Origin of the sequence: uncultured Roseovarius sp., assembly GCF_913054395.1 — a bacterium.
Classification (GTDB): domain Bacteria; phylum Pseudomonadota; class Alphaproteobacteria; order Rhodobacterales; family Rhodobacteraceae; genus Roseovarius.
This window is the reverse complement of record NZ_CAJXIP010000045.1, coordinates 1-24,006: the sequence shown is the minus strand read 5'-3', so window position 1 is coordinate 24,006 and position 24,006 is coordinate 1. Positions and strand designations below refer to the sequence as shown.

At 60.8% G+C, this 24,006-nt stretch carries 24 protein-coding genes; 6 read left to right on the top strand and 18 right to left on the bottom strand.

Translation table 11 applies throughout. The annotated features are described in order from the left end of the window. A partial coding sequence (locus QZ522_RS08455) for a DeoR/GlpR family DNA-binding transcription regulator (protein ID WP_294609751.1) occupies positions 1 to 492 on the top strand: 492 nt, incomplete at its 5' end. A gap of 96 nt (positions 493 to 588) precedes the next feature. On the opposite strand, the gene QZ522_RS08450 is transcribed toward QZ522_RS08455, so the two are convergent. After that, positions 589 to 1,434 carry a DUF2520 domain-containing protein gene (locus QZ522_RS08450; protein ID WP_294609748.1) on the bottom strand — a complete coding sequence of 282 codons (846 nt, stop codon included), beginning with the start codon at positions 1,432 to 1,434 and terminating at the stop codon, positions 589 to 591. Positions 1,435 to 1,683: 249 nt separating this feature from the next. Here QZ522_RS08450 and QZ522_RS08445 point away from each other — a divergent pair, with 249 nt between their 5' ends. Further along, positions 1,684 to 2,712 carry a GlxA family transcriptional regulator gene (locus tag QZ522_RS08445; protein WP_294609745.1) on the top strand — a complete coding sequence of 343 codons (1,029 nt, stop codon included), beginning with the start codon at positions 1,684 to 1,686 and terminating at the stop codon, positions 2,710 to 2,712. 129 nt (positions 2,713 to 2,841) lie between these two features. Here QZ522_RS08445 and QZ522_RS08440 read toward each other — a convergent pair whose 3' ends face one another. Both QZ522_RS08440 and QZ522_RS08435 read right to left on the bottom strand, forming a co-directional pair. Beyond that, positions 2,842 to 3,462: a hypothetical protein gene (locus tag QZ522_RS08440; protein WP_294609742.1), complete on the bottom strand. Its 621-nt coding sequence runs from the start codon at positions 3,460 to 3,462 to the stop codon at positions 2,842 to 2,844. A 205-nt stretch (positions 3,463 to 3,667) separates the two neighbouring features. Next, complete coding sequence (locus tag QZ522_RS08435) at positions 3,668 to 4,312, bottom strand: class I SAM-dependent methyltransferase (RefSeq protein ID WP_294609739.1); 645 nt, start codon at positions 4,310 to 4,312, stop codon at positions 3,668 to 3,670. Between the two features lie 84 nt (positions 4,313 to 4,396). On the opposite strand from QZ522_RS08435, the gene QZ522_RS08430 reads away from it, so the two are divergent. Further along, on the top strand, positions 4,397 to 5,275 hold the full coding sequence (locus QZ522_RS08430) for a LysR family transcriptional regulator (RefSeq protein WP_294609737.1): 879 nt from the start codon (positions 4,397 to 4,399) through the stop codon (positions 5,273 to 5,275). Between the two features lie 19 nt (positions 5,276 to 5,294). On the opposite strand, the gene QZ522_RS08425 is transcribed toward QZ522_RS08430, so the two are convergent. The 8 genes from QZ522_RS08425 to acs all read right to left on the bottom strand — a co-directional run bounded on the left by QZ522_RS08425 (position 5,295) and on the right by acs (position 14,998). Further along, complete coding sequence (locus QZ522_RS08425; RefSeq protein WP_294609734.1) at positions 5,295 to 7,349, bottom strand: exonuclease domain-containing protein; 2,055 nt, start codon at positions 7,347 to 7,349, stop codon at positions 5,295 to 5,297. Then, the gene (locus QZ522_RS08420) at positions 7,342 to 7,725 is read right to left on the bottom strand and encodes a response regulator (RefSeq protein ID WP_294609732.1); all 384 of its coding nucleotides are present in this window, start codon (positions 7,723 to 7,725) and stop codon (positions 7,342 to 7,344) included. The genes QZ522_RS08425 and QZ522_RS08420 overlap by 8 nt, the downstream gene beginning before the upstream one ends. A gap of 33 nt (positions 7,726 to 7,758) precedes the next feature. Further along, positions 7,759 to 8,265, bottom strand: coding sequence for a hypothetical protein (locus QZ522_RS08415; RefSeq protein WP_294609730.1), 507 nt, complete (start codon positions 8,263 to 8,265; stop codon positions 7,759 to 7,761). Between the two features lie 3 nt (positions 8,266 to 8,268). Continuing rightward, positions 8,269 to 10,110 (bottom strand): DUF294 nucleotidyltransferase-like domain-containing protein, encoded by a 1,842-nt coding sequence (locus QZ522_RS08410; RefSeq protein ID WP_294609727.1) that lies wholly within the window; start codon positions 10,108 to 10,110, stop codon positions 8,269 to 8,271. 117 nt (positions 10,111 to 10,227) lie between these two features. Next, positions 10,228 to 12,012 carry a sodium:solute symporter family protein gene (locus QZ522_RS08405; protein ID WP_294609723.1) on the bottom strand — a complete coding sequence of 595 codons (1,785 nt, stop codon included), beginning with the start codon at positions 12,010 to 12,012 and terminating at the stop codon, positions 10,228 to 10,230. Between the two features lie 14 nt (positions 12,013 to 12,026). Next, entirely contained in the window at positions 12,027 to 12,287 is a 261-nt protein-coding gene (locus tag QZ522_RS08400; protein ID WP_294609721.1) for a DUF4212 domain-containing protein, read from the bottom strand. A gap of 66 nt (positions 12,288 to 12,353) precedes the next feature. Next, the gene (locus tag QZ522_RS08395; RefSeq protein WP_294609719.1) at positions 12,354 to 13,040 is read right to left on the bottom strand and encodes an adenylate kinase; all 687 of its coding nucleotides are present in this window, start codon (positions 13,038 to 13,040) and stop codon (positions 12,354 to 12,356) included. Positions 13,041 to 13,054: 14 nt separating this feature from the next. After that, complete coding sequence (gene acs, locus QZ522_RS08390; RefSeq protein ID WP_294609716.1) at positions 13,055 to 14,998, bottom strand: acetate--CoA ligase; 1,944 nt, start codon at positions 14,996 to 14,998, stop codon at positions 13,055 to 13,057. A 560-nt stretch (positions 14,999 to 15,558) separates the two neighbouring features. Here acs and uvrB point away from each other — a divergent pair. Together uvrB and QZ522_RS19085 are read left to right on the top strand one after the other, a co-directional pair. Continuing rightward, complete coding sequence (uvrB, locus tag QZ522_RS08385; protein ID WP_294609713.1) at positions 15,559 to 17,757, top strand: excinuclease ABC subunit UvrB; 2,199 nt, start codon at positions 15,559 to 15,561, stop codon at positions 17,755 to 17,757. Positions 17,758 to 17,913: 156 nt separating this feature from the next. Further along, on the top strand, positions 17,914 to 18,138 hold the full coding sequence (locus QZ522_RS19085; protein ID WP_365353570.1) for a hypothetical protein: 225 nt from the start codon (positions 17,914 to 17,916) through the stop codon (positions 18,136 to 18,138). Positions 18,139 to 18,149: 11 nt separating this feature from the next. On the opposite strand, the gene QZ522_RS08375 is transcribed toward QZ522_RS19085, so the two are convergent. From QZ522_RS08375 to QZ522_RS08360, 4 genes are all read right to left on the bottom strand, one after another. Then, positions 18,150 to 18,476 carry a VanZ family protein gene (locus tag QZ522_RS08375; protein WP_294609711.1) on the bottom strand — a complete coding sequence of 109 codons (327 nt, stop codon included), beginning with the start codon at positions 18,474 to 18,476 and terminating at the stop codon, positions 18,150 to 18,152. Between the two features lie 93 nt (positions 18,477 to 18,569). Then, entirely contained in the window at positions 18,570 to 18,977 is a 408-nt protein-coding gene (locus QZ522_RS08370; RefSeq protein ID WP_294609708.1) for a universal stress protein, read from the bottom strand. 85 nt (positions 18,978 to 19,062) lie between these two features. Continuing rightward, complete coding sequence (locus QZ522_RS08365; protein ID WP_294609705.1) at positions 19,063 to 19,347, bottom strand: DUF5665 domain-containing protein; 285 nt, start codon at positions 19,345 to 19,347, stop codon at positions 19,063 to 19,065. Then, positions 19,344 to 19,664, bottom strand: coding sequence for an antibiotic biosynthesis monooxygenase family protein (locus tag QZ522_RS08360; RefSeq protein WP_294609702.1), 321 nt, complete (start codon positions 19,662 to 19,664; stop codon positions 19,344 to 19,346). Before QZ522_RS08360 ends, QZ522_RS08365 begins: the two co-directional genes overlap by 4 nt. A gap of 111 nt (positions 19,665 to 19,775) precedes the next feature. Here QZ522_RS08360 and QZ522_RS08355 point away from each other — a divergent pair, with 111 nt between their 5' ends. After that, positions 19,776 to 20,435, top strand: a complete 660-nt coding sequence (locus QZ522_RS08355; protein WP_294609699.1) for a hypothetical protein — start codon at positions 19,776 to 19,778, stop codon at positions 20,433 to 20,435. Between the two features lie 22 nt (positions 20,436 to 20,457). On the opposite strand, the gene QZ522_RS08350 is transcribed toward QZ522_RS08355, so the two are convergent. From QZ522_RS08350 to QZ522_RS08340, 3 genes are all read right to left on the bottom strand, one after another. Further along, on the bottom strand, positions 20,458 to 22,746 hold the full coding sequence (locus QZ522_RS08350) for a glycosyl hydrolase family 28-related protein (RefSeq protein ID WP_294609697.1): 2,289 nt from the start codon (positions 22,744 to 22,746) through the stop codon (positions 20,458 to 20,460). A 255-nt stretch (positions 22,747 to 23,001) separates the two neighbouring features. Then, positions 23,002 to 23,472, bottom strand: a complete 471-nt coding sequence (locus tag QZ522_RS08345) for a cytochrome c (RefSeq protein ID WP_363319807.1) — start codon at positions 23,470 to 23,472, stop codon at positions 23,002 to 23,004. A 27-nt stretch (positions 23,473 to 23,499) separates the two neighbouring features. Further along, positions 23,500 to 24,006: Ldh family oxidoreductase (locus QZ522_RS08340; protein ID WP_294609694.1), on the bottom strand; the 507-nt coding region annotated here is incomplete at its 5' end.

Genomic DNA, 24,006 nt, shown 5'->3' with positions numbered 1-24,006 from the left:
GGACTGATCCAGCCCGGACAGACGATCATGGTGGATGCAGGATCAACCACAGCAGTCTTCGCCCGCGAGCTTTTGAAGGTTCCCGGCGTCTCGGTCATCACCAATTCGCTGGACATTGCCACGACCCTGCAAGCCGGCGCGATGGAGGTCGTCTTGCTGGGGGGACGGATCGCGGCGGATGTGCCTGCCACTGTGGGCGAACTCACGCTGTCAGAAATCCGGCGCTTTGAGGTCGATCTCTGCTTTTCCGCGCCCGTCGCCGTGCATCCGGAGAAAGGCGCATTTTTCTACGACCTGCAAGAGGCCGAAATCTCTATCGCGATGGCGGCGCAGGCCCTGCGATCGGTCGCTCTGGCGGATCACACCAAGCTGGGCGCCACCAGCCGGGTCCGTTCCTGGGAGGTGGAAGCGATCGAAACGCTGATCACCAATCGCTCTGCCCCCGAGGCGCTGATCGACGACTTTCGAAGATCCGGCATCAATGTCGCCTGACCTTTTTCCTTGGCGCCCTCGTGCAGGAATTTATCCCAGAACGCGCCCCTCTGATGGCCACGGATCACTAAACCGTCACACGCCGGGACCAGAGTGCTAGCCTGTCTTGCCGTCGGCTTTCAACTTCTGCGCAAGCAAGCTCAGCTCATTGTAAATAACGCCTGCAGCAGGGTGCCAGCGGGTTACATCCCTGCCCTCTTGCGTGACGACAAACGTGTCGCCGCGTGCTGCCGGTCCAGAAAGCGCGGCCAATGGTCCATGGGCCGCCACATTCTCGCAGGTGGCCTCAAGCAACGTGATGTTCAGCTGCTTCGCGATGTCATCCGGCACCCCGGCGGCGGCCCAGGCTTCGCGCGCGATTGCCTGCAAGACCACCGTGAAATTGTTCGAGATCACTGCGGCGGCATGATAAAGGCTTTTGCTATCGGATTTGATATGAAACGCGATGCCGCCAATCTCTTTCAACAATCCTTCAACCAAGCACAGGGCCGTCCCATCGCCTTCGACTCCACAATAGGTTCCCTTGAATCGTTTGACCGAGGTTGCCGGGTCAGTGAATGTAAGCACCGGGTGCACGCTGGCCAGTCGCCACCCAAGGTCGTCAAGCGGCGCCATCTGATCGGCTGCGAAGAAACCGCTGCAATGGAAGGCAACCGGCGGCGGCTCGTCGACACCACGGCCTTTGAACACTTTTGCAATTTCGGCGGCGACCGCTGAAATCTGGGTATCCGGCACGGTCAATATCCAAAGGTCCGCCGGTTTCAGCTCTGTATAAGTCGCCACCGCCCGCCCCGCCCCGGCAAACTGAACAGCGTCTTGCGCCGAGGTGTATCGAGAACTCAACACGTCTTGAATTGCATATCCCGGCAAGGTTTTCAAAAGGCCAAGCAGCGTCTGGCCGACACGGCCCGCGCCAACAAGATTGACTTTGATTTTTGACATTCAACAGGTCCTTACCTCATGGGGGCGGATGTATTGCAGGGTTTTGCTAAACGGCAAGCCGCCTCGTGCATAGCGATTTGTCGAAGATATCCGCCCGAACCGGTCTTTTTTGGTTGCGCCCCGGACATTGCTTTTTCGCGGGCGAGACAGGAGAAGAGTTGAAGATAGAGGCAAGTCATGATGAACTGCCCCCTGTTGATCTGCACCCGGCGCGCGCGCCGAGGGTGCATTTGGAGTCCGATAGCTGTCATGCCCAGCCCCGCGCATAAGCCCGAACCGCATCGCGAGGCCATTGTGCCGCAGGGCGCGGCCTTCTTTGCAGTTGAAACAACCAAGCCGGCCCGGCATTTCGCCTTTCACCTGCTCCCCGACTTCACCCTTCTGGCGTTCAGCGCAGCGCTTGATCCTCTGAGGATCGCCAATCAGCTGGCGCAGCGCCCGCTCTATCGCTGGACCGTGTCCTCGCAGGATGGTGCCGCAGTAACCAGTTCCTGCGGGATGTCGGTGAATGTCGATCAGCCGCTCGGGCCGAGCGAGCGCGATACCGATCTGGTGGTCTGCGGCGGCACGGTACGAAGTGGCGAGGGCCGCAAGGAGTTGCAGGCGGTCCTGCGCCAGCATGCCCGCTTTGGCGGACGTGTGGGCGGTATCTGCACCGGCACGATCGCCCTCGCACAGGCGGGATTGCTGGCGGGGCGCAAGGCCACGCTGCATTGGGAAAACCAACCCGCATTCCGCGAAAAGTTTCCCGAGGTAGAGGTGACCGGAAACACCTATGAGGTGGACGGCAGGATTTTCACCTGCGGTGGGGGCGTGGGCGCGACCGACATGATGTTGGAAATCATTGAAGACGATTACGGTCGGCCCTTTGCCGATCTGGTCGCCGACATGTGCCTATACGCACAGCGCCGCAGCGAGCGTTCCCCGCAACGCAGGTCGATCAGCAATGCAATCGAAAGCCGCAACCCTTTGCTGGTCCGCGCCATCAAGCTCATGCAAGCCAATATCGAAACGCCAACGGCAATGGAAGATCTGGCAGATGCCGCAGGCTGTTCACGCCGCCAAATGGAACGGCTTTTCATGAAATACCTCAACAAGACCCCATACAGATTCTTTCGCGACCTCAGACTGGACCATGGCCATAGTCTTTTGCGAGAGACCGACATGAGCGTGACAGAAATCGCCGTCGCCTCGGGCTTTGCCTCACCGATTATTTTCACCAAGTGCTTTCGCAAACGCTTTGGCCACTCACCCGGCAAGTACCGCAAGGCGCAGTAGGCTAAGGCGGCAGGGGATTGTGCCGCCCCATCTGTCGGGTTTTACCGCCGCGCCCTGTCGGCAGGAACGCGAATTGATATCACATGGCCTCAGGTGCCTTCGCCGGTTCTGATGCGTGTCGAACCCGGCTTACCCGGCTCCGGCCAACTGCTCAAACAGGCGCGCAACTGTTGGCTGATGCCTGTTGGCAAAGGAAACCGGCTTGACGACGCGGCAGATGTCTTCGTGCAAGTCTCGGAGGTCGCCCTCATGTCCCGTAAGTACGGTATAGGGCGCCCTGCGATGGCATGTGCTGAGCATCAGGCAAAATTTACCGGAATGATCCGCAGACCGTTGGACGTAAACGCTTTCGATCTCGGTGAATTGAACGACATTCGAGATACGGCATAGATTACTGCTGTTGATCCGGCCAAACTCGATTTTCTTGTGATCGGCATCCACCGTCAGTTGCCGGCGAGATCCTCTTGTCCCAAATGCAAAAAGCATGAAGCCGGTTATCACCAGCCCTGCCCCGGACAGAACCGAGTTGTCGAGCGCACTTGCATATATCGGTGCGGTGGACAGCAGCCCGACAACAAGGCCAACGAGTATCGACAGCAGCCCGAGGCACGTGAAGGCGCGTTCAACCGTCTTGGCCATTGCGTAGCCATGCATCGCCTCTCGAACCACGAGCGTTTCATCTTCAAGGCGTTTTTCTAACGATTTTGCGTTCCGTCTCTCGGAAAACAAGACTGCTTTTGCAGGCGTCATGGGCTCTACCTAACCTCGTTGCACCTTTTTTAAATGGCCGACGATTAAGACAATTTTCGGGACAACTCATGTCTCTTTTGGGAAGACACCTTGAAACAAGCCCGACATCCCCCGGCATGACGGCAAGATTCGGGCCATCTCCGGGAGTGGCCCCAAGGCGCGCGGGCATCTCCAGTTCGGTTTGACCGCTGCCCCGAAACGCGGCCTACACCTTGCGCGCGACGATATAGCGGGCGGGCGGTGGCCCCTTGGGATGACTGCCATGCTCGATGATCTCAAAGCCTGCGCCGGTGATCGCATCCTCGAGGTCCTGCACCGAAAAACTGCGCACATAGGGCGCCTTGCCGATCCGTTGCATCACCGGAATGGCAAGGCGGATCATCAGCGATTTTAGCGCACCGCCAAGGCCCGCCCCGCTCTGCCCAAGACAGGCGGTTTTCGAGATGAAGTATCCCCCCGTCGGCAGCAGGTCGCGGATCTGCGCAAAACGCGTTTCCATGTCGGGGAGCAGATGAAACAGGCTATAGCCCATGACGACGTCATAATCGCCCTCATCCGGCACCGTGGCTCCGGTCTCGAAGGTCACGTTCACGATCCCTGCATCGCGGGCCTTTTCACGCGCGATGGCAAGCATCCCCGGCGAGATATCAACCGCCGTGATATGCGCCACATCAGGGGCCAGAAACAAGGCGGTAGAGCCGGTTCCGCAGCCAAGTTCAAGCACCCGGTCCGTCGCAGTCAGATAACTCCGTGTCCGCTCAAGGGTATATTCATAGGCGACCGGATCTGAGATCGGGGATTTGGCGTATTTGGGTGCGGTCCTGTCCCAAAAGGTGGCGTCGTCGATCATGACTATCTCCTTTTCGCCAAACCCTACATTCATGCGTTTCTGTATGTAATTGACGAAATTTTCATGCAATATATGATTTTTCGTATGAGTTATCCATTTGACTGGAACCGCATGCGGGGCTTTCTGGCAACCGCTGATGAGGGCTCGCTTTCTGCGGCGGCCCGTGTGCTCGGGTTGACACAACCAACGCTGAGCCGCCAGATTGCCGCACTCGAAGACGAGCTTGGCCTGATGTTGTTCGAACGTGTCGGCCGGGGGCTGGCGCTGACCGCCGCTGGCCGCGAGATGCACCGCCACGTTCGCGATATGGGGGCTGCGGCCGACAGGGTCGCGTTGACCGCCCTTGGCCAGTCGCAAACCATCGAGGGCGTTGTTCGCATCACGGCAAGCGATGTCCTGTCAGCGGTGCTGTTGCCGGCTGCCGTAGGCCGGATCAGGGCGCTTGCCCCCAATCTTGTGATTGATGTCATCGCGGCCAATGATCTGCGCGACCTGATGCGCCGCGAGGCGGATATCGCCATTCGCCACGTGCGCCCCGATCAGCCCGACCTGGTCGCGCGCCTGATATGCGAAGCGCGGGCCTGTCTTTTTGCCTCCAGGGATTATCTGGCCACGCGTGGGCATCCCCAATCGCTCGAGGATCTGGGCCAGCACGATTTCATCTCTTTTGGCGATACCCCTCGCATGGCGGCCTATCTGCGCGAAACCGGCATTGACCTGGACGAGCGGCAATTTCGCGTGGGATCCGAAAACGGGCTGGTCGGATGGGCGCTGGCGAAGGCCGGTCTCGGGATTGTGCCCATGGATGAGGCCATCGCGAAACACAGCCCGGATATGGTGCGGATCCTGCCGCAGACATCCATCAGCTTTCCGATCTGGTTAACAACGCATCGCGAAATTCACACCAGTCCGAAAATACGGCTGGTCTTTGATGTCCTGGCCGAGGTTCTGGCGCAACGGTGAAAATCGGACAACGGCGGCGCTAGTAATTCTGCGCGCGTCTGATCTTGGTCATCCGCCCCTCTTCGGCGATGGCGCCGCCAAGCGTGGTCACGCCCTTGGCCTTGAGCAGTTCCAGCATCTGCACAAACACCTCTGCGGTGGCAAGGGTATCGCCCATGGCGGTATGGCGGGCCTCTGGCGGGATGGTGACGCCAAACCGCTCGCAGAGCGCATCAAGCGTATGTGCGCCGGTATGCTCGAACAGCCCCGCCGACATCAGCACCGTGCACAGCACCGGATTGTCAAAGCGGCGCCCGATCACCTGTTCCTTGAGCCTCAGAAACGCAAGATCGAAGGGCGCATTGTGGGCGACCAGAACCGCGCCCTTGCAAAACTCGTGAAACCGCTGCCCGGCCTGCGTGATATCCGGTGCATCGGTCACCATATCGTCGGAAATGTGATGCACCCGCGTCGACGCGGGCGGAATCGCGCGCCCCGGATTGACCAGCGTATCAAAGATCTCGCCGCGCAGGATACGGCCATTGACGATCCTTATGCCCGCAATCTGTACGATCTCGTCGCCACCGCGCGGCGACAGCCCGGTGGTTTCGGTGTCGAACACCACAAATGACAGATCCGCAAGCGCGCGCTCTGCGAGGTCGCCCATAGGCGCATCCGGCAGGTTGAAATCATAAAATTCAGGCCGCGCATCCCCCAAGGCAAGCGGCGGCGCGCCCGACACCAGAGGCATGACGATCCTGTGGCCGGTCGCGGTCGGTTCGCACCACAAATCGCTCTGATGACCGCTCAGGGCGTCGCGGCCGGTGTAATCCCCATAGGCGGTCGAAAGAGGGCGCGCCAGCCAACCGGCGATTTCGCCATCCCTGACCGCAGGCCCCTGCCACGTCATGACAAGGCGGGTTTCCTCGCCCTCGACCTCAGCACCAAGCGCAAGATCGCGACGCTCGCCTGTTTCGGTCAAGCCGTCAATTACCTGCGCCAGAAGCGCGGTGATGGCAAAGCCGTCACAGATCAGCGTGGCATCGGTTTCACCCGTGGCAAGCGGCAGATCTATTTGCGCGCTCAGCCCGTCGAAGATATGCGAGACCGCCACCGGCGACATCGGCCAGCGCCGCGATCTGGCCGCCGAATGGCGCTTGCCCATGTCGTCAAGACAGCCGAACAGGCGCCCGACTTCATCCTCGATCCCCTGACGAAAGCGGGCGCGGGTTTCCGGCAACAGGTCATCGCCCGATTGCAGCACATCCAAAAGCGCACCAATGGTCGCGGCAGGGCGGCGCACGCCCTCAAGCAGGCTGTTGAAGAGGTGATCATTATGGGCATGCGCACTCAGGTCATCCGTGGCGTCGCGAAAGATAAGTACGTGCCCCGTCACCTCTTCATCCGACAGGATCGGGCTGACCCGGCCCAACAGGAAACGCGTGCCATCGGCACTGGCGGCAAGGAAGGTCTCGGCGCTGATCCGCCCCCGGATGCGTGCCGCCTGCATGCGTTTGAGCGCATCCAGGACCGGCTCGGGGCGCAGGAAAGCCGAGAGCGGGCGATCAAGACCGATCTCGCCCAAAAGCTCTTGCGCCATACGGTTGTAAAGCATCACGCGGTTGTCGGGCGTGGCCACGACCGCGCCTTCGCCAAGGTCGCGAAACAGCGCCTCGAAAAGCGCCTTTTCGCGGCTGATACGCGCGGTTTCACGCTCGATCGCGCGTTGCCGGGCGGCGCGGGCCTCGGCAAGGGCGGCATTGATCGCATTGGCGGCGGGGGCCAGCGTGCTCAGGTGTTTGGCCTGGGTTTCGTCGATTTCAAGGTCGACATCGGCGCGCGCGCGCGTGCTCAGGTCAGAGGCAAGCGCCAGGATCGGCTTGGCGACGTTTTCATCGAACAAAAGCCCGATCCAGGCCGCAAGCCCAAGCACCCCGAGGGCGGCGACCACACCGGCAATCACATAGCCCCCCGGATCGCGGCCCGCGCGGGACTGGCCGAACCAGAGCGCGGCGGCGATGATCGCAACCCCGCCAATCCCGAGGGCGGCAAAAAAAAGCGCAAAGCGCAGCCGCAGGCCCAACCGTTCAGCCATCCTCGTCCCCGTCCAGCATTTGCCCGATCTGCCTTGTCAGATCGCGGGTGGCAAAGGGTTTGGTCAAGAACGCATCCGCCCCCAGGGCCAGCCCCTTGCGTCGCTCGACTTCGCCGCCGCCGGCGGTCATCATCAGCACCTTGATGTCACGCAGGGCGGCATCGTTGCGGATGATCTGACAGATTTCATAGCCCGAACGCTCGGGCAGCATGACGTCGAGAACAACAAGATCGGGGCGGTCTTCGGCCAGCGCCTCCAGCGCGGCATTGCCACTTGCGACCCGGCGCAGGCGGTATCCTTCGCGCCCCAGGAGATGCTCCAGGGCCAGCGCGATATTGTCCTCATCCTCGACCAGAAGAACCGATTTTTTGGACATGGGCGGGTCTCCTCCTGATGGCTCGGTGACGGATCATTTGGCACAAAGCGCAGCGATCAGCGGATCGCTGTCACCCACCTCGCGCCAGATCGCGGCGGCGGGATCGCTCAGCGCGCCCTCGGTCAGGTCGGCACGCGCCGATGTGGTGCAATTGACAAGTTGCGGGCGTTTGGCGGGGGGTGTCCAGCGGGCAAAGAAATAAAGATCGACAAGCTTCACATCGGGCGCATCCGGGTTGCTCTGTATGCCCGCGCGATCCAGCGCCATGATCCGCGTGACCTGCGGCACGACATAGGTCCAGGGTTTCCACGGGCGGGATTCGGTAACGCTTACCAGAACCTCGACCCCCTCGGGCAGGCTTGCGCTGGTGCGCGAGGCCCAGGAATATTCAGACCAGACCGCATAGGCGATCATGGCCGCGCCCGCCGCGACCGGAATCGACCAGCGGGGCAAGCGCCCCCCGCTCAGGTGTCCGGCCACAAGGGCCAGACCGGCGGCGGCGATGCCGGCAGCAAAGGTGGCGATCAATTCAAAAAACATATGTCATCCCGGTGTTCCGCGCCCCTGCTGAAGGGCCGATTGCATTGTCTTGACCACCATAAACGCATCACGCAGGTGGGTGCGCTCCAATTCCGACAAATCTGACGGCGCCATGAAGTTGTCGGGCGCGCGCCCTGCCCTGATCTGGCTTGCCTGATGGCGCAGGCGGGTCTCGGCGATAAGGTCATAGGCGTCCAGAAGGTCGCGCGCACCGCTATCGGAAATCACGCCGCCCGCTCGCGCGCCCTCGATCCGCTCTCGCGTGCCCGCCACCTCAAGCTCACCCAAAAGCGCATAGATGCGCCCCAGATCGACCACCGGCACCACGCCGGAATGCTTCAGATCAATGGTATTCTTGTGCTCACCCGAGCGGATCAGGGCAAAGCCGCGAAACAGGCTGAGGGGAACAGTGTGCTTCAACGAGTTCGAGATCATATGCGCCACGAAGATCGAATTCTTGCGCGCCTGTGTCAGGACCTCGTTTTGCAGGTCGTCAAACAGCGAGGCCTCACCCGCGATCGGGCGCAGGTCGAACATCACCGAGGCCAGCATTTGCGCCTCGGTGTCGGGCTGTCTGATCCAGCCTGCGAAATACTCGCGCCAGACGCGCCGGGGCTGGCGCCATTTCGGGTTGGTGGCCATCATGTCCCCCGGACAATAGACAAACCCGCAGGCATCAAGCCCGTCAGAGACAAACCTAGCGAGGGCGGCGAAATAGGCGTCATGCTCGGGGCGCACGGCATCATCGAGAATCAAACAGTTGTCCTGATCTGAAACGCCGGTCTGTTCGCGCCGTCCCTGGCTACCGCAGGCGGCCCAGAGATAGCGCACGGGAGGGGCGCCCAACTCGGCCTCGGCCAGATGCAGCAGGCGCCGGGTGATCGCATCGGTGATATCGGTGATCCGGCGGGTGATCGACTGGGGCCGCGCGCCCGCATGCACGAGCTGGGCCAAAAGGCTTGGCACGCGCTCCATCCCCTGCGCCATGGCCTCGGGGGTGTCGGCATGGGCAATATCGGCGACCATATGGCTGGCAGTGGCGGCCTGCTGGCGGAACAGGTCGGTCTTGCCGATCATCCCCACCACGCGGCCGTTTTGTGCCACGGGAAGGTGGTTGACCCCCAGTTCGGACAGCTTCATCAGCGCATCAAGCCCAAGCTGATTAGGCGCGATGGTCACAGGATCGGGCGTCATGATCCGGGCCACCGGCACCGCCCCGGTCAGGCCCTCGGCCAGCACCTTGTTGGTCAAGTCATGCGCGGTGATGATCCCGGCCAGTCGCTCGCCCTGCATCACCACCACAGAGGAAATCACGTGATCGCGCATCAGGCGGGCGACATCGGTGATCGTCGTTTCGGGGCTACAGGTGATCGGCGTCTGCGCCATCATGTCCGAGACCTGAAGAGCGGTAAGGCCGGTGGCATAGGGGCCATCGTCGCCCCCGCCCGCCGAGGGGCGCGCGCGCTCGAACCATTCGGCGATCTCGTCGGAACGCTCCATCAGGTCAAGAAAGCGGTCCTTGGGGATGACGATAAGGCGGCTTGGCTCGACCGCGCGAGCAGTCAGCATGGCATTGCCATCGCGCAGCAGGCCACGCTCGCCCATGATGTCACCGACGCCGCGGCGCGACACGAGATCCGCATGGCCGGTCTCGATGTCAAGCGCGCCGCTCTCGACCACGTAAAGCCCGGCCAGCGGGCCGCCCTTTTGAAACAGCACATCACCGGTGGCGATCTCGACCATGGCAAGATGCGGGCCGATATCCCTGCGCAGCGCATCGGGCAAAGCGTCAAACGGCGCATGGCGCGTCAGCGCCTCAAGCAGGTCGGTTCTGGGATCGCTCATTGCATCAGTATCCCTTGGGGGCCGTCAGGAAATCTATCTAAAAGTGCCCTTGATCCGGAAATATCGGGGGCATCGAGAAAGACGGGGGCGACATCTGCCGCCCCCGCCGAAAGGTATTTAGTGGTCGGTCGCAGCGCCCGCCCCTTTGGGGACGCGCACGCTTTCCACAAGATCCTTGATCTCTTGCGGGGTCTCTTTGGTCATGCCAGCCACAAGATAGGCCACGGCGAAGTTGATCATCGCGCCGATTGCACCGAAGGAGGTCGACTTGATCGTACCCAGAAGCGGATCGGCATCGGTGAAGCTGTTGGTGTCCGGAATGAAGAACCAACCCTTGTGCAGGAAGATATAGACCAGCGTCACGACCAGACCGGCAAGCATGCCGGCAACGGCGCCGTGGTTGTTGATCTTGGTCGAGAAGATCCCCATCATCAGCGCCGGGAAGATTGACGCCGCCGCCAGACCAAAGGCCAGGGCCACGGTCTGGGCCGCAAAGCCCGGAGGGTTGAGGCCAAGATAGGTGGCCACGACAATCGCAACACCCATGGCAACACGCGCCGCCATCAGTTCGCTTTTCTCCGAGATATTCGGGTTCAGCTGACCTTTGATAAGGTCATGACTTACCGCCGAAGAGATCGCCAGCAACAGACCCGCCGCCGTTGACAGGGCCGCCGCAAGACCACCCGCCGCAACAAGGCCGATCACCCAGCCGGGAAGGTTGGCAATCTCGGGGTTGGCAAGCACGAGGATGTCACGGTTGAACTTGGTAAGCTCGTTGCCGGTCCAGCCGTTGGCGGCCGCTTTTTCCTGCATGGCAGTGTTTGCATCGTTATAGTACTGGATGCGGCCATCGCCATTCTTGTCTTCCCAATCCAGCAGGCCGGTTTTCTGCCAGGTCTGCATCCAGTCGTACTTGGGATCGTTCGCGATGTCTTCGACCGACACGGCCTGTGCGTCGGTACCATTGGGCCACATCAGCTCGGTGATGTTAAGGCGGGCCATGGCGCCCACAGCCGGAGCCGTGAGGTAAAGCAGCGCGATGAAGACAAGCGCCCAACCGGCGGACCAGCGCGCGTCGGCGACGCGCGGTACGGTGAAGAAGCGCATGATAACATGCGGCAGACCCGCCGTACCGATCATCAGCGACAACGTGAACAGAACCATGTTCAATGTGTCGGCGTGGTGGGTCGTATACTCGTTAAAGCCCAGCTCGCGCACGATCTGGTCAAGCTTTGCCAACAGCGGCTCGCCACTGGCGACGTGATCCCCAAACAGGCCAAGCGCCGGAACCGGGTTGCCGGTGAGTTGCAGCGAGATGAAGATCGCCGGGATGGTATAGGCCATGATCAACACGACATATTGCGCCACCTGCGTATAGGTCACACCCTTCATGCCGCCGAAAACCGCATAGGCAAACACCACACAGGCCCCGATCAAAAGACCGCTGGTGTTGGAGATTTCAAGAAAGCGGCCAAAGGCCACGCCAACGCCGGTCATCTGGCCGATCACATAGGTGGTCGAGGCCACGATCAGACAGATCACGGCCACCATGCGGGCGGTCTTGGAATAGAACCGGTCGCCGATGAACTCGGACACGGTGAACTTGCCGAACTTGCGCAGGTAAGGCGCCAGCAGCAGGGCCAGCAGAACATAACCGCCGGTCCACCCCATCAGGAAGGTCGAGTTGTCATAGCCGGTAAAGGCAATGAGGCCAGCCATCGAAATGAACGAGGCCGCCGACATCCAGTCAGCCGCTGTCGCCATGCCGTTGGTGACCGGGTGAACGCCGCGACCGGCGGCGTAGAATTCACTGGTCGAGCCTGCGCGCGCCCAGATTGCGATGCCGATGTAGAGAGCGAAAGACGCGCCCACAAACAGCAGGTTGAGTGTAAACTGATCCATTGTGCCTGTCCCTGTTATTCTTCACCGACGCCGTGTTCGGCATCGAGTTTGTTCATCCGCCAGGCGTAGAAAAAGATCAGCGCCAGGAAGACCAGAATCGACCCTTGCTGTGCGAACCAAAAGCCAAGATCGGTGCCGCCGACGGCGATCCCCGACAGCATCGGGCGCAGCAGAATGCCAAAGCCGAACGAGACAAGGGCCCAGATCACCAGGCTCCATAGAATAAGACGCACATTGGCTTTCCAATAGGCGTTGGATGCTTCTTTATCGGACAAAGCGTACCCTCCCTTTTTACAGGTTTCCTCCTGCCCGCGCGGGACCATCCCGGCGCGGGCCGTTCTTTACGCAAGCGTCGCTGTGACGACCGCGTTCAGTTCTTTGGCGACATCCCCGATCGGGGCCATCGCATCAACGCGGGCCAGAACCCCGCGCGCGTCGTAATATGAGATCAGCGGCGCGGTCTGCGCGTGATAGGCCACAAGGCGCTGTGTGACGGTTTCGGCATTGTCATCGGCGCGGCGCTTCATGTCGGTGCCGCCGCATTTGTCGCATTTGCCGCTCTCTGCCGGGGTCTTGAAACTGTCGTGATAACCCTCGCCGCACCCGCCACAGGTGAAGCGGCCCGAAATCCGGGTCACCATCGCGCTATCGTCAACCTCAAGGCTGATGGCGGCGCGGATGCCCTGACCAAGATCGGCCAGCAGCCCGTCAAGCGCCTCGGCCTGTACGGTGGTGCGCGGAAAGCCATCAAGGATCACGCCACCGGCGCAATCGGATTGAGCAAGACGGTCGCGCAGGATCGCGATCACGATCTCGTCGCTGACCAGATCGCCCGCTTCCATCACCGCCTTGGCGGCGCGCCCGGCCTCTGTGCCTGCGGCAACAGCCGCGCGCAGAAGGTCGCCGGTCGAAAGCTGAACCAGGCCGAATTTTTCCTCAAGCATGCGTGCCTGTGTGCCCTTGCCCGCACCCGGCGGCCCCAGCAGGACCAGATTGGCGGCGGTTTGCGGTGTTTTCATTCCGTCCATCATCGTCTTCCCCCTCAGGCCAGTGCGGCGCGGTTGCTGATCAGCTCGTCCACGACCGACGGATCGGCGAGGGTCGAGGTATCGCCAAGGCTGCCGTAATCGTTCTCGGCGATCTTGCGCAGGATGCGGCGCATGATCTTGCCCGAACGGGTTTTCGGCAGTCCCGGCGCCCACTGGATGACGTCCGGCTTGGCAATCGGGCCAATCTCGGCACGGACCCAGTTGGCAAGCTCCGTGCGCAGCTCATCGGTGGCGTCGACCCCGTCCATCAGGGTGACATAGCAATAGATGCCCTGCCCCTTGATATCATGGGGATAACCGACAACCGCGGCTTCAGAGACGGTGGCATGCGCGACCAGCGCCGATTCAACCTCGGCGGTGCCCATGCGGTGGCCGGAAACGTTGATCACATCGTCAACGCGCCCGGTGATCCAGTAATCGCCGTCTTCGTCCCGGCGACAGCCGTCGCCGGTGAAGTAATAGCCTTTAAACATCTCGAAATAGGTCGAGACAAACCGCCCGTGATCGCCCCAGACGGTGCGCATCTGCCCCGGCCAGCTATCCTTGAGCGCCAGTACACCCTCGGTGGCACCTTCCAACTCGTTGCCCTTGTCATCCAGCATGATCGGCTGCACACCAAAGAAGGGCTTGGTGGCCGAACCGGGCTTGGGCGTGCCGACCGCGCCGGGCAGCGGCGTGATCAGGATGCCACCGGTTTCGGTCTGCCACCAGGTGTCGACGATCGGACAATTGCCCTTGCCGACAACCTCGTTGTACCAGTTCCACGCTTCGGGGTTGATCGGCTCGCCGACCGACCCAAGGATGCGCAGGCTGCTCAGGTCGGCGGCCTCGACCGGGCCGGTGCCCTTGCCCATCAGGGCGCGGATGGCGGTGGGCGCGGTGTAGAATTGCGTGACCTTGTGCTTTTCGCAAACCTGCCAGAAGCGGCCCGCGTCGGGATATGTGGGCACCCCTTCGAACATCACGGTGGTGGCCCCATTGGCCAGCGGGCCATAGACGATATAGCTGTGGCCGGTAACCCAGCCGACATCGGCGGTACACCAGTAAATGTCACCCTCGTGATAGTCGAAAATATACTCATGCGTCATCGCGGCATAGGCAAGATAGCCACCCGATGTGTGCACGACGCCCTTGGGCTGACCGGTCGAACCAGAGGTATAGAGGATAAACAGCGGATCTTCGGCACCCATTTCCTCGGGCGGGCAATCGGCGCAAACCTTGGCGGCTTCTTCATGCCACCAGAAATCAAGCCCATCGCGCCATGCGATCTGACCGCCGGTGCGCTTGACCACAAGGCATTTCACTTCGTCTACATCATGCAAAAGCGCCTGATTGACGTTATCCTTGAGCTTGGTCGCGCGGCCACCTCGCGGCGCGTGATCGGCGGTGATCACCACCTTGGCATCACAGCCATTGACCCGCGCCCCAAGGGCATCGGGGCTAAAGCCCGCGAACACGATCGAATGAATGGCACCGATGCGTGCGCAGGCGAGCATCGAATAGGCGGCCTCGGGGATCATCGGCAGATAGATCACAACCCGGTCGCCCTTGCCCACGCCCATGGATTTCAGGACGTTGGCCATCTTGCTGACCTGCGTGTGCAGTTCTTTATAGGTAATATGCAGCGCCTCTTCATCGGGGCTGTCGGGCTCCCAGATGATGGCGGTCTGATCGCCGCGGGTGGCAAGGTGGCGATCCACACAGTTGGCGGCAACGTTCAGCGTGCCGTCTTCAAACCACTTGATCGAAACATTGTCATAGGCAAAAGAGGTGTTCTTGACTTGGGTATAGGGCTTGATCCAGTCAAGCCGCTTGCCATGCTCACCCCAGAACGCGACCGGATCATTGACCGACTCCGCGTACATGCGGCCATAGGCCTCTGGATCGATATGAAAATCGGGCGCCTTTGCACCTGCAGCATTCAATGTTTTTACCATGGCTTGAAATCCTCCGTCCCAATGTCCACCTGAAAGCCGATCAAGGTAGATTTTGTATCCCATGGCATACGTTACCCTGAAATGCGCAAAAAATTAACAGTTTTTGCATATGGCCCTGTATATCAGGTGAAAACTTTGCCTTTTTCCTGTGCGTAATTGTAAATTAATTTACATTATTGCGATTATATGAGGGATGAGGACGGTTTAGCGCTAGCAGTCACCCCGCCACGGACCACGCGGCACAGGAGGTTTCCCCAAGCCAAAGCCGCACTGCGGCAAGATGCCCCTCCCTTACATTCTGACGTAACGTCACATCTCAAGCGCCGCGAAGCTTCGATTCGCCTTACGCGGGTATCTGGATCCGGCCGCAGGAGAATTTTCCGGGGCCTGACACATGGCGCGCCAGGCAAAACCGATCTAAACAGATCCAGCGGCGCGCACCAATCGACATCGGGCGATACTCTTGCGCCCCCTGATGCCGAACACCGCCCGCACCCGTCTTTGGGGTTGAACCCCCGCGCAAAGATCACAAATGTGATGCTAGCCAAAGGACCGCCCCCATGCCCTATGCCCATTCCGACAAGACGCCCTCCGTTCTCAACAGCCCCGCGCCCGATATCGCCATGCGCGCCAAGCTTGAAGGCGGCAAACGCTTTGTCATGGCTACGGACTATGAACCGGCCGGCGATCAGCCGACCGCGATCAAGGAGCTGTCACAAGGCATTCTCGACGGCGAGCGCGATCAGGTCCTGCTTGGCGCGACCGGCACCGGCAAGACCTTCACCATGGCCAAGGTAATCGAACAGACCCAGCGCCCGGCAATCATTCTTGCCCCGAACAAGACCCTCGCCGCGCAGCTATATGGCGAATTCAAGGGGTTCTTCCCGGACAACTCTGTCGAATATTTCGTCAGCTTCTACGACTACTATCAGCCAGAGGCCTATGTCGCGCGCAGCGACACCTATATCGAGAAAGAAAGCCAGATCAACGAGCAGATCGACCGGATGCGCCACTCGGCCACCCGCGCGCTTCTGGAACGCGACGATGTGATCATCGTGGCCTCGGTGTCGTGCATCTATGGCATCGGTAGCGTCGAAACCTATGGCGCCATGACGCAGGACCTCAAGGTCGGCAGCGACTATGATCAGCGCAAGATAATGGCCGATCTGGTGGCCCAGCAATACCGCCGCAACGATCAGTCGTTTCAACGCGGGTCGTTCCGGGTGCGTGGCGACAGCCTTGAAATCTTTCCCGCCCACCTTGAAGACCGCGCCTGGCGGCTATCGTTTTTCGGTGAGGAACTGGAAAGCATCACCGAGTTCGACGCGCTGACCGGCGAAAAGACCGATACGTTTGAACAAATCCGCGTTTATGCCAATTCGCATTACGTGACGCCCAAGCCGACCATGCAACAGGCCCTGATCGCCATCAGAAAGGAATTGCGCCAGCGTCTGGATCAGCTGGTCAACGAGGGCAAGCTGCTTGAGGCACAGCGGCTGGAACAGCGCTGTACCTTTGATCTTGAGATGCTCGAGGCGACCGGGGTCTGCAACGGGATCGAGAATTATTCGCGCTACCTGACCGGGCGCGCCCCCGGCGAGCCGCCCCCCACCCTGTTCGAATTCATCCCCGACAACGCGATTGTCTTTGCCGATGAAAGCCATGTTTCGGTGCCCCAGATCGGCGGCATGTACAAGGGCGACTATCGGCGCAAGTTCACGCTGGCCGAGCATGGGTTTCGCCTGCCGTCCTGCATGGACAACCGACCGCTGAAATTCGAGGAATGGGATGCGATGCGCCCGCAATCGGTGTTTGTCTCGGCCACCCCGGCGAAATGGGAGATCGAACAGACCGGCGGCGTATTCACCGAACAGGTGATCCGCCCCACCGGCCTTATCGACCCCGAGGTTGAAATCCGCCCGGTCGCAAGCCAGGTCGATGACCTTCTGGACGAAATCCGCCGGGTCACTGCCGAGGGCTATCGCATACTTGTCACCACCTTGACCAAGCGCATGGCAGAGGACCTTACCGAATACCTGCACGAACAGGGCATTCGCGTGCGTTACATGCATAGCGACATCGACACGATAGAGCGGATCGAGATCCTGCGCGATCTGCGGCTTGGGGCCTTTGACGTGCTTATCGGAATCAACCTGTTGCGTGAGGGGCTTGATATCCCGGAATGCGGCCTTGTGGCCATTCTTGACGCAGACAAGGAAGGCTTCCTGCGGTCTGAAACCTCGCTCATCCAGACCATCGGACGGGCGGCACGTAACGCCGAAGGCAGGGTCATCATGTATGCCGACCGCATCACCGGAAGCATGGAGCGCGCCCTGGGCGAGACCAACCGGCGGCGCGAAAAACAGATCGCCTATAACCTTGAGCATGGCATCACCCCGACGACGATCAGGAAGAACGTAGATGATATCCTGCAAGGGCTCTACAAGGGCGATGTGGATATGAACCGGGTGACCGCCACCATCGACAAACCGCTTGCCGGGGCCAATCTTCAGGCAGTTCTGGACGGTCTGCGCAGCGACATGCGCAAGGCCGCCGAGAACCTGGAGTTCGAAGAGGCCGCCCGGCTGCGCGACGAGGTCAAACGGCTTGAGGCGGTCGACCTGGTGATCTCAGACGACCCGCTGGCGCGCCAGCAGGCCGTCGCCAAGGCAAGCGCCGAGGCGGTCAAGGGCCGGGGGCGTTCGACAGCAGGTCGGTCGGGCCAGCATGGCGGGAATGTGAAGCGGCGGGGGCGGTGAATATCTCGCAGCAACGCCGCCGAAAATCCACTCCGGTTAATCTCACCTTAACCACCCGTCCCGCATGCTCGACACATGCAAAACCGAAACTCCCCTCTCTCGCCCGAGGTTTGGCTCCATGACCTCTTCACCTCCAAATCCGTCCAACAGGGTGCCGTGATCCGCCGCAAGGCGCGGGATGTGGAGCGCTACGTGGGCATGGAGCGTTTCATGCGTGAGATCCACCGGCGGGGCTATCAGGTGTTAGAAAATTCCGGACAGATCATCATTTTCTGCAACCGCGCCCCGATCCGGTGGCTCACCCCCGGGGTATCCCCGATTTCTTTTAAAGAAATCGGATCGAAATCTTTTCAAGATTTCGGTAAGCGCGCCCGACGTTGAAACATATCCGCTTACACCACGCGCCCGCGTCCGACCCGTGCCGCGACCCACGCCCCGCCTGATGCGCCCAGGCCATCGGCCAATAAATCCGCCCATTCGCCGCTGCGCCCGACAAATGGCTGGATCAACTCGATCATCCCGCCAAAGGCCAGGCTCGCCAGAACGACCTGCCAGACAGCCAGGCGCCGCGCATAAGCCATTGGCATCGCAAGAACCGCGAAGGCCAGCATATGCACGAGCTTGTCAAAGCCTGGCATCCCCGGCTGCGGAGCCCCCGGCGGTGTCAGGGTCAAGGCGGCGATCGCAAGGGCGATCACAAGGGTCAATCGTAGGGCCATGCCCCGGCCTTAAGCGGGGCGAGCCGCAAGATCAACATGACGATATGTACTGCCGTCAGGAATTTGACAGATCCTGCGGGAAACCGCCTGAAATCAGCGCATCACATGCACAGAGCACCGGGCATGGCGCACTACTTGCGTGGCGGTCGAGCCAAGCAGAAGATCCTGCATACCGGGGCGATGGCTTGCGATCACGATGCAATCGGGCTTGTTCTCGTCGGCCCAATCCAGAATGGTCCGCCCCGAATGCCCCTCGATCACGTGAGCGGTGGCATCGGGCAGCGTTGCGGCCAGATCGGCCAATTCCTTTTCAACCGCCTTGCGCGCCTCGGTCAGGTAATCCTGCGGCAGATAAGAGATGGCGTAGGCCGGGATATGCTCTATCACATGCAGCAGGCTGATCCGGCCGCCATTATCGGCCAGTAGCCGCGCGGCAGCGACGGCGCCTTTCGAATCTCGGTCATTATCAAACGAAATCGGCACCAAAATATGCTTGTACATTCGGTTTCCTTCCCTGTTGCGGTTGCCCAAGGGTTACGCAAAGCGGGGCCGGGCGCCTTGATCCATGTCAGGTTCCCCCGCGGTGTTATTGAAGCTCACGCATCTGCCGGGATATCTGGGCCGCCCATTCGCCGATGATCGGCAGAAACTCGATCTGGCTAAGGCCCCAGACCAGAAGCGACAAGAGAACGGATGCCCCAAGCACCGTACCAAGCCCGACCGCAAGCCCACGCGCGAAATTGAAGGCAAGCATGCGCGGGACCGAATTGTGAACCCGGATAAATCGGTGACTGTTGAGACGGTGCAACTCGGCGCGCAACGCATGCAGTTCCCGCGTCAGATCCTCGGGGGCCGCTCCGTCATCTTTCATCCGAAAGTTGCCGCAACATCATACATCACCGGCTCAAAGCTTTTGCACAGCTCGTTGATCTCCCGGTTGCGCATGCGCATTTCCTTGGTCCTAAGCATCGCCTGAAAGTCCTCTCGCTTGCGCCATTGCGAATAGCTGGCGATCCGGGTCTGGGCATCGTTCACGTGCAGGCCGACCGCAACAAAGCCGGGCTGTTTGGAGATGAAATCCTGATAGGCCCCAGTCAGCAGATCAAGCAGATCCTGACAGGTGCCGGGGGTGACCTCGAATGTGGTGATCACCGTCTGATGGCTGTTGTCCTGGGCGATATGGGGCATCACGCACCTCCTTTGCAACACCAGCCTAGCACGCAGCCGCACTTGGGTAAATTCTTAGCGCCCTTAACCCTCGCTTTACCCTTTTTAACGAGGGTTGACGCCGAGGTAACCATGTTCCGACGGCTTGTTCTCGCGTTGATCCTATTGCCATGCCTTGCCGCTGCGGCCCAGGCGGGGGCATGGTCACGCGGAAAGGGCAAGACGTTCATCGCGTCTTCGGGTCAGATCGAGGGACCGGACAGCTATGGCTTTTACCGGCAAACCTTTACGCTCTACGCGGAACACGGGTTAAGCGACCGGCTGACGGCAGGGGCCGATCTGGGGGGCGATGGCACGCGGATGTCAAAGATTATCGGCTTTCTGCGCTGGCCGCTCAGGCCTGAAGCGCGAACCGTCAAGCTTGCCTTCGAGATGGGTGCCGGCCAGGTCCAGGCGCAAAACGTCTTGCGTCCGGGCCTGTCTCTCGGGCGCAATCTTTCGCTTTGGGATCGCAACGGCTGGCTGGCGCTCGATGGCCGGACCATCCTCTTTGGCGGTGCCAATATCGCACTCGAGAGCGATTTCACCTTTGGCCTGTCCACCACCCGCAAAACCAAGCTGATCCTTCAGGTTCAGGCCGGTCATCCGGTGGTCGGTGACGCCTATGCCCGCTTCGCCCCCTCTTTCATTTATGAGACCAGGCCCGGCCAGCATATTGAATTCGGCCTGAGCCAGATGGTTTACGGCGGTCGGGCCCAAGGCGTCAAACTGGGCCTCTGGCGAAGCTTTTGACAGCCTCGCCAGAGGCTCCCCATCAGAGCGGGTCGTCGATCCGCACCCGGAGGATCACCGTCCCCGAGACCGCCTGCGGCCAGCGCAGGTTGATCTCGTCCCGATTGGCACCCTGCTTGGCCTCGTAATAGGGCATCACATGCTGCACCGCATTCGCCGCATTACGCAGCGGCCCGGACGCCATCACCGATTCAACCACCTGTGCCCAGGCCCCGAACGGCAACTTGGGCGCAGGCCGTACCACCCAGGTGGTGCCGGCGCTGGCCTCGGTATGCTCCATCAACAACGGGCTTGCGACAGGAGTCCGGATATTGTGAAAGGCATTGTCGTCAAAGGTGACATTGCTGATGTTGTTGTAATCGAGATCGGCAAAACTGGTATCCACGGTTTCGACCCGGTCAATGGCACCAATCCCGCGGAACGAATTGCCGGTCACCGACACCCCGTTCAGGAAATGCCCCGCGCCATGTGGCTTGACCATGATAAAAGTGAACCACGGCGCCACATCGCTGGCCAGGAACACGTTGTCGGTGATGCTCAGCGCGCTGAACGAAAACTCTCCCGAGAACTCCGGCGCCTGGTCATGCTCGTTGCCCCATTCGATAAAGCAATTGTCGATGTAATTGCCGCTGATGGTGCCGCGATTGTTGGTACGCGTCAGGACAAACCCGGCGGTCCGTATCCCGTTGAGCGCGGAATCGCCCTGAAACACATGGTTGCCCGCGATGATCGAGCTTGATCCGCCAACCACCGCGAAATGCCGGAAATGCACCACCCGGTTGTCGCGCACCTTGATGTCATTGGCATTGGAGTTGAACCCGATCGAGACACGCTCGGTCGACAAAAGCGGGCTTTCATCCGACAGGAACTGACAGCGGTCGATCATCATGCCCTGATCGCCTTCACCATGGCTGCTGATGCCGCGGTCCTTGGGCCGCGTGACAAAGCAATCACGCAGGTGAAACCCGGTGCCGCTGGGCGGCAAGAGAATGGCGCTGCAATCGCCACCGCACTGAAATTCGATCTCGGAGAGGACCATGCGCGAAATCTGCTCGAACCCGCTGAAATCCAGCATGTATTTGAAGCGCCGAAAGGTGAACACCTGCGTGCCAGCGGCATCAAACAGCGGCTGGCTGATATCAAGACGCTGCGCCGCGACGTTCCTGGCTGTCACATAGACCTCGCGGCCCACGCCATTGCCCTCGATCAGGGCCCCCACAGGGATATTGGCAACATTCTCGACATTGATGAGACGCTTGGCGTCGCTCGGATCATAACTTGCCTGCGACGTTACCACCTCGGTGTCCCAGGTGGCCCCTGGAAACACAGAAAACTGCCCGTTTTCAATCACATGTCGTTGCTTATAGGTTGTCTTGTTATTGACCGCCGCCGCCATGTCAACCGGGCTGCGCAACGCCACCTTGCGCCCACCAAGATCAAGCGTGACGTGACCGGCATTATTCAAAAGCGCCTGATAGGCCTTCTTGAAGGCAAGTTCGCTCTCCCCAAAAGCGTCGATGTAGGCAGGCAGGTCAAAGTTCCTGGTCAGCGCCAGAATACTGCTTTGCGCCATTTCAAGCGTGCCTTCAAACCGGATACGGTTCTGAATCGTGGTGCTTTGACCAAGGAAATAGGTGCCTGCCGGAACGATGATCTCGCGCCCGTTCGCGGCACCGTCAGCTGCTTCAAACGCAGCGTGATCATCCGCGATACCGTCGCCCACGGCGCCGTAATCGCGCACATCGACCGCGCTGACGATATCGCGCAGGAAGACCCGGCTTATGTCTTCGACAACGATATCGTCGATCCGCACAATGCCGCCGCTCGGCCCCGTAAGGTCAAGTCCGAAATGCCCAAAAAGCGCCTGCGTGCCCCAAGGCATATCAACCCCCGTACGCGCGCCGGTGCCAACAATGGCCGTCACCTCGACGACATCGCCATAGCTTGTCAGCGTGACCTGTGGCCCGTTCAACGCCACAGCGGAAACCGCAACGCCCCCGGCCCCACCGGCCCATGCCGCGATCCGCACATTCGGCAGATTGCCGGAAATCGCCTTGATCCGCGCCCGGACCTGAAGATAACAGCCCGGCAAGATCGGGGTTTCACCCATATACCGCAGTTTTTGCACCGTATCGACCTTCTGAATTTCCAGCGCGCCGCCGAAATCCTGATCCGCCGGTACAAAGGCCGCATTCACCGCATTCTCATAGGTATCCGATCCCGGCGTGCCGTCGCCGCTCGACCATTGATCCAGCCCCGCCGCAAAGGGCTGAGGCATGAAAACGATGCCGTCGGTAATTGCCTTGTTCATATGGTTCCCTTTCCACATCCCGCGTCAAACGCGTATGTCCCATGCTTGACCGGGCACAGCGCACCGCACCCGCTGGAAAAGGGAAGTATCAACGAGGGATTAACCGGCTCTCACAGCACCGTAACGGTGCTCTTTCACATACCGTGCATGCGGGTTTCTTCTTGCCTTAAATATCCCGGGGGAATCGCCTCTGGCGATGGGGGCAGCGCCCCCTTGATCCACGCGCCGTACCGGCACAGGGTTCAAGCCGCTCAGTTATCGGCGTTGCAGCCCCTGAAGGTAGGCCAGAAGATCAACCACCTGCCGGCTGGTGCGCATCTGTTCGCCATTCCCCAGAGACAGAACCACGTCGCGGCCCTGAAAGAAATCCCCGTAAATCGGCATCGGCTCGCCATGGGCGGCCATCGGGTCGCGCCCGTCGATCTGACGCACGGTCCGGGCCAGCGGAAAGGCCCCGCCGTTCATGGCCGACAATAGCGTCAGGTCACTTGGCGCCACGCTCAGAACCGGGCGCATCGGCCCATGGCCGCTGGCATCGGCGCCATGACAGGCGGCGCAATAGCGTTGAAAGGTCTTTTCCCCCTGACGCTTATCCTGCGCCATCACGGGCCCGCACAGGCCGATCACTGCCAGCAGGCCCGCATAAACTCCGATCCGCATCATAGCCTCCTTCATCGCGCTTCCATCCAAACCGCTTTCGCCGCCCCATGCCTTGATCTGCGTCATCCGCCCGCCCTGCGCCACAGCCCCGGCCTAACCGGCAAGCGCCGCCACCTGCGCCCAGAGTGCATCCGGCACCTCGACAGGATCAGCCTCCCGTTTGCCCTGCCCCGGCATGCGCGCGCCCTCGTCAAGCGCCACCCCCTCGGCCACCTGTGCCAGGCGGTCATAGAACGCCCCCGACGTGTCGGGATCCATCAGCAGGTAATACTGCCCAAGATCATGCGGCGCCCCCTCGGGCGCCTTTAGCGGCTTCACGTCGCGGCTGACCACGCCGCCGGTCATGCCCGCCGCCAAAAGCTCGGCCATAAGGCCAAAGCCCCAGCCCTTGTAACCCCCCATGCTCACCAGCGATCCGGCAAGGGCCGCTTCGGGGTCTGTCGTCGGCTGGCCACTCGCATCAAGCGCCCAGCCTTCGGGAATACGCTCACCTGCCGCCTTGGCCATGGTTATCTTGCCAAGCGCCACGGTGGTGGTCGACTGATCAAACTGCATCACGATCCCGCCCTTGCCATCGGGCACCGAAAAGGCAATCGGATT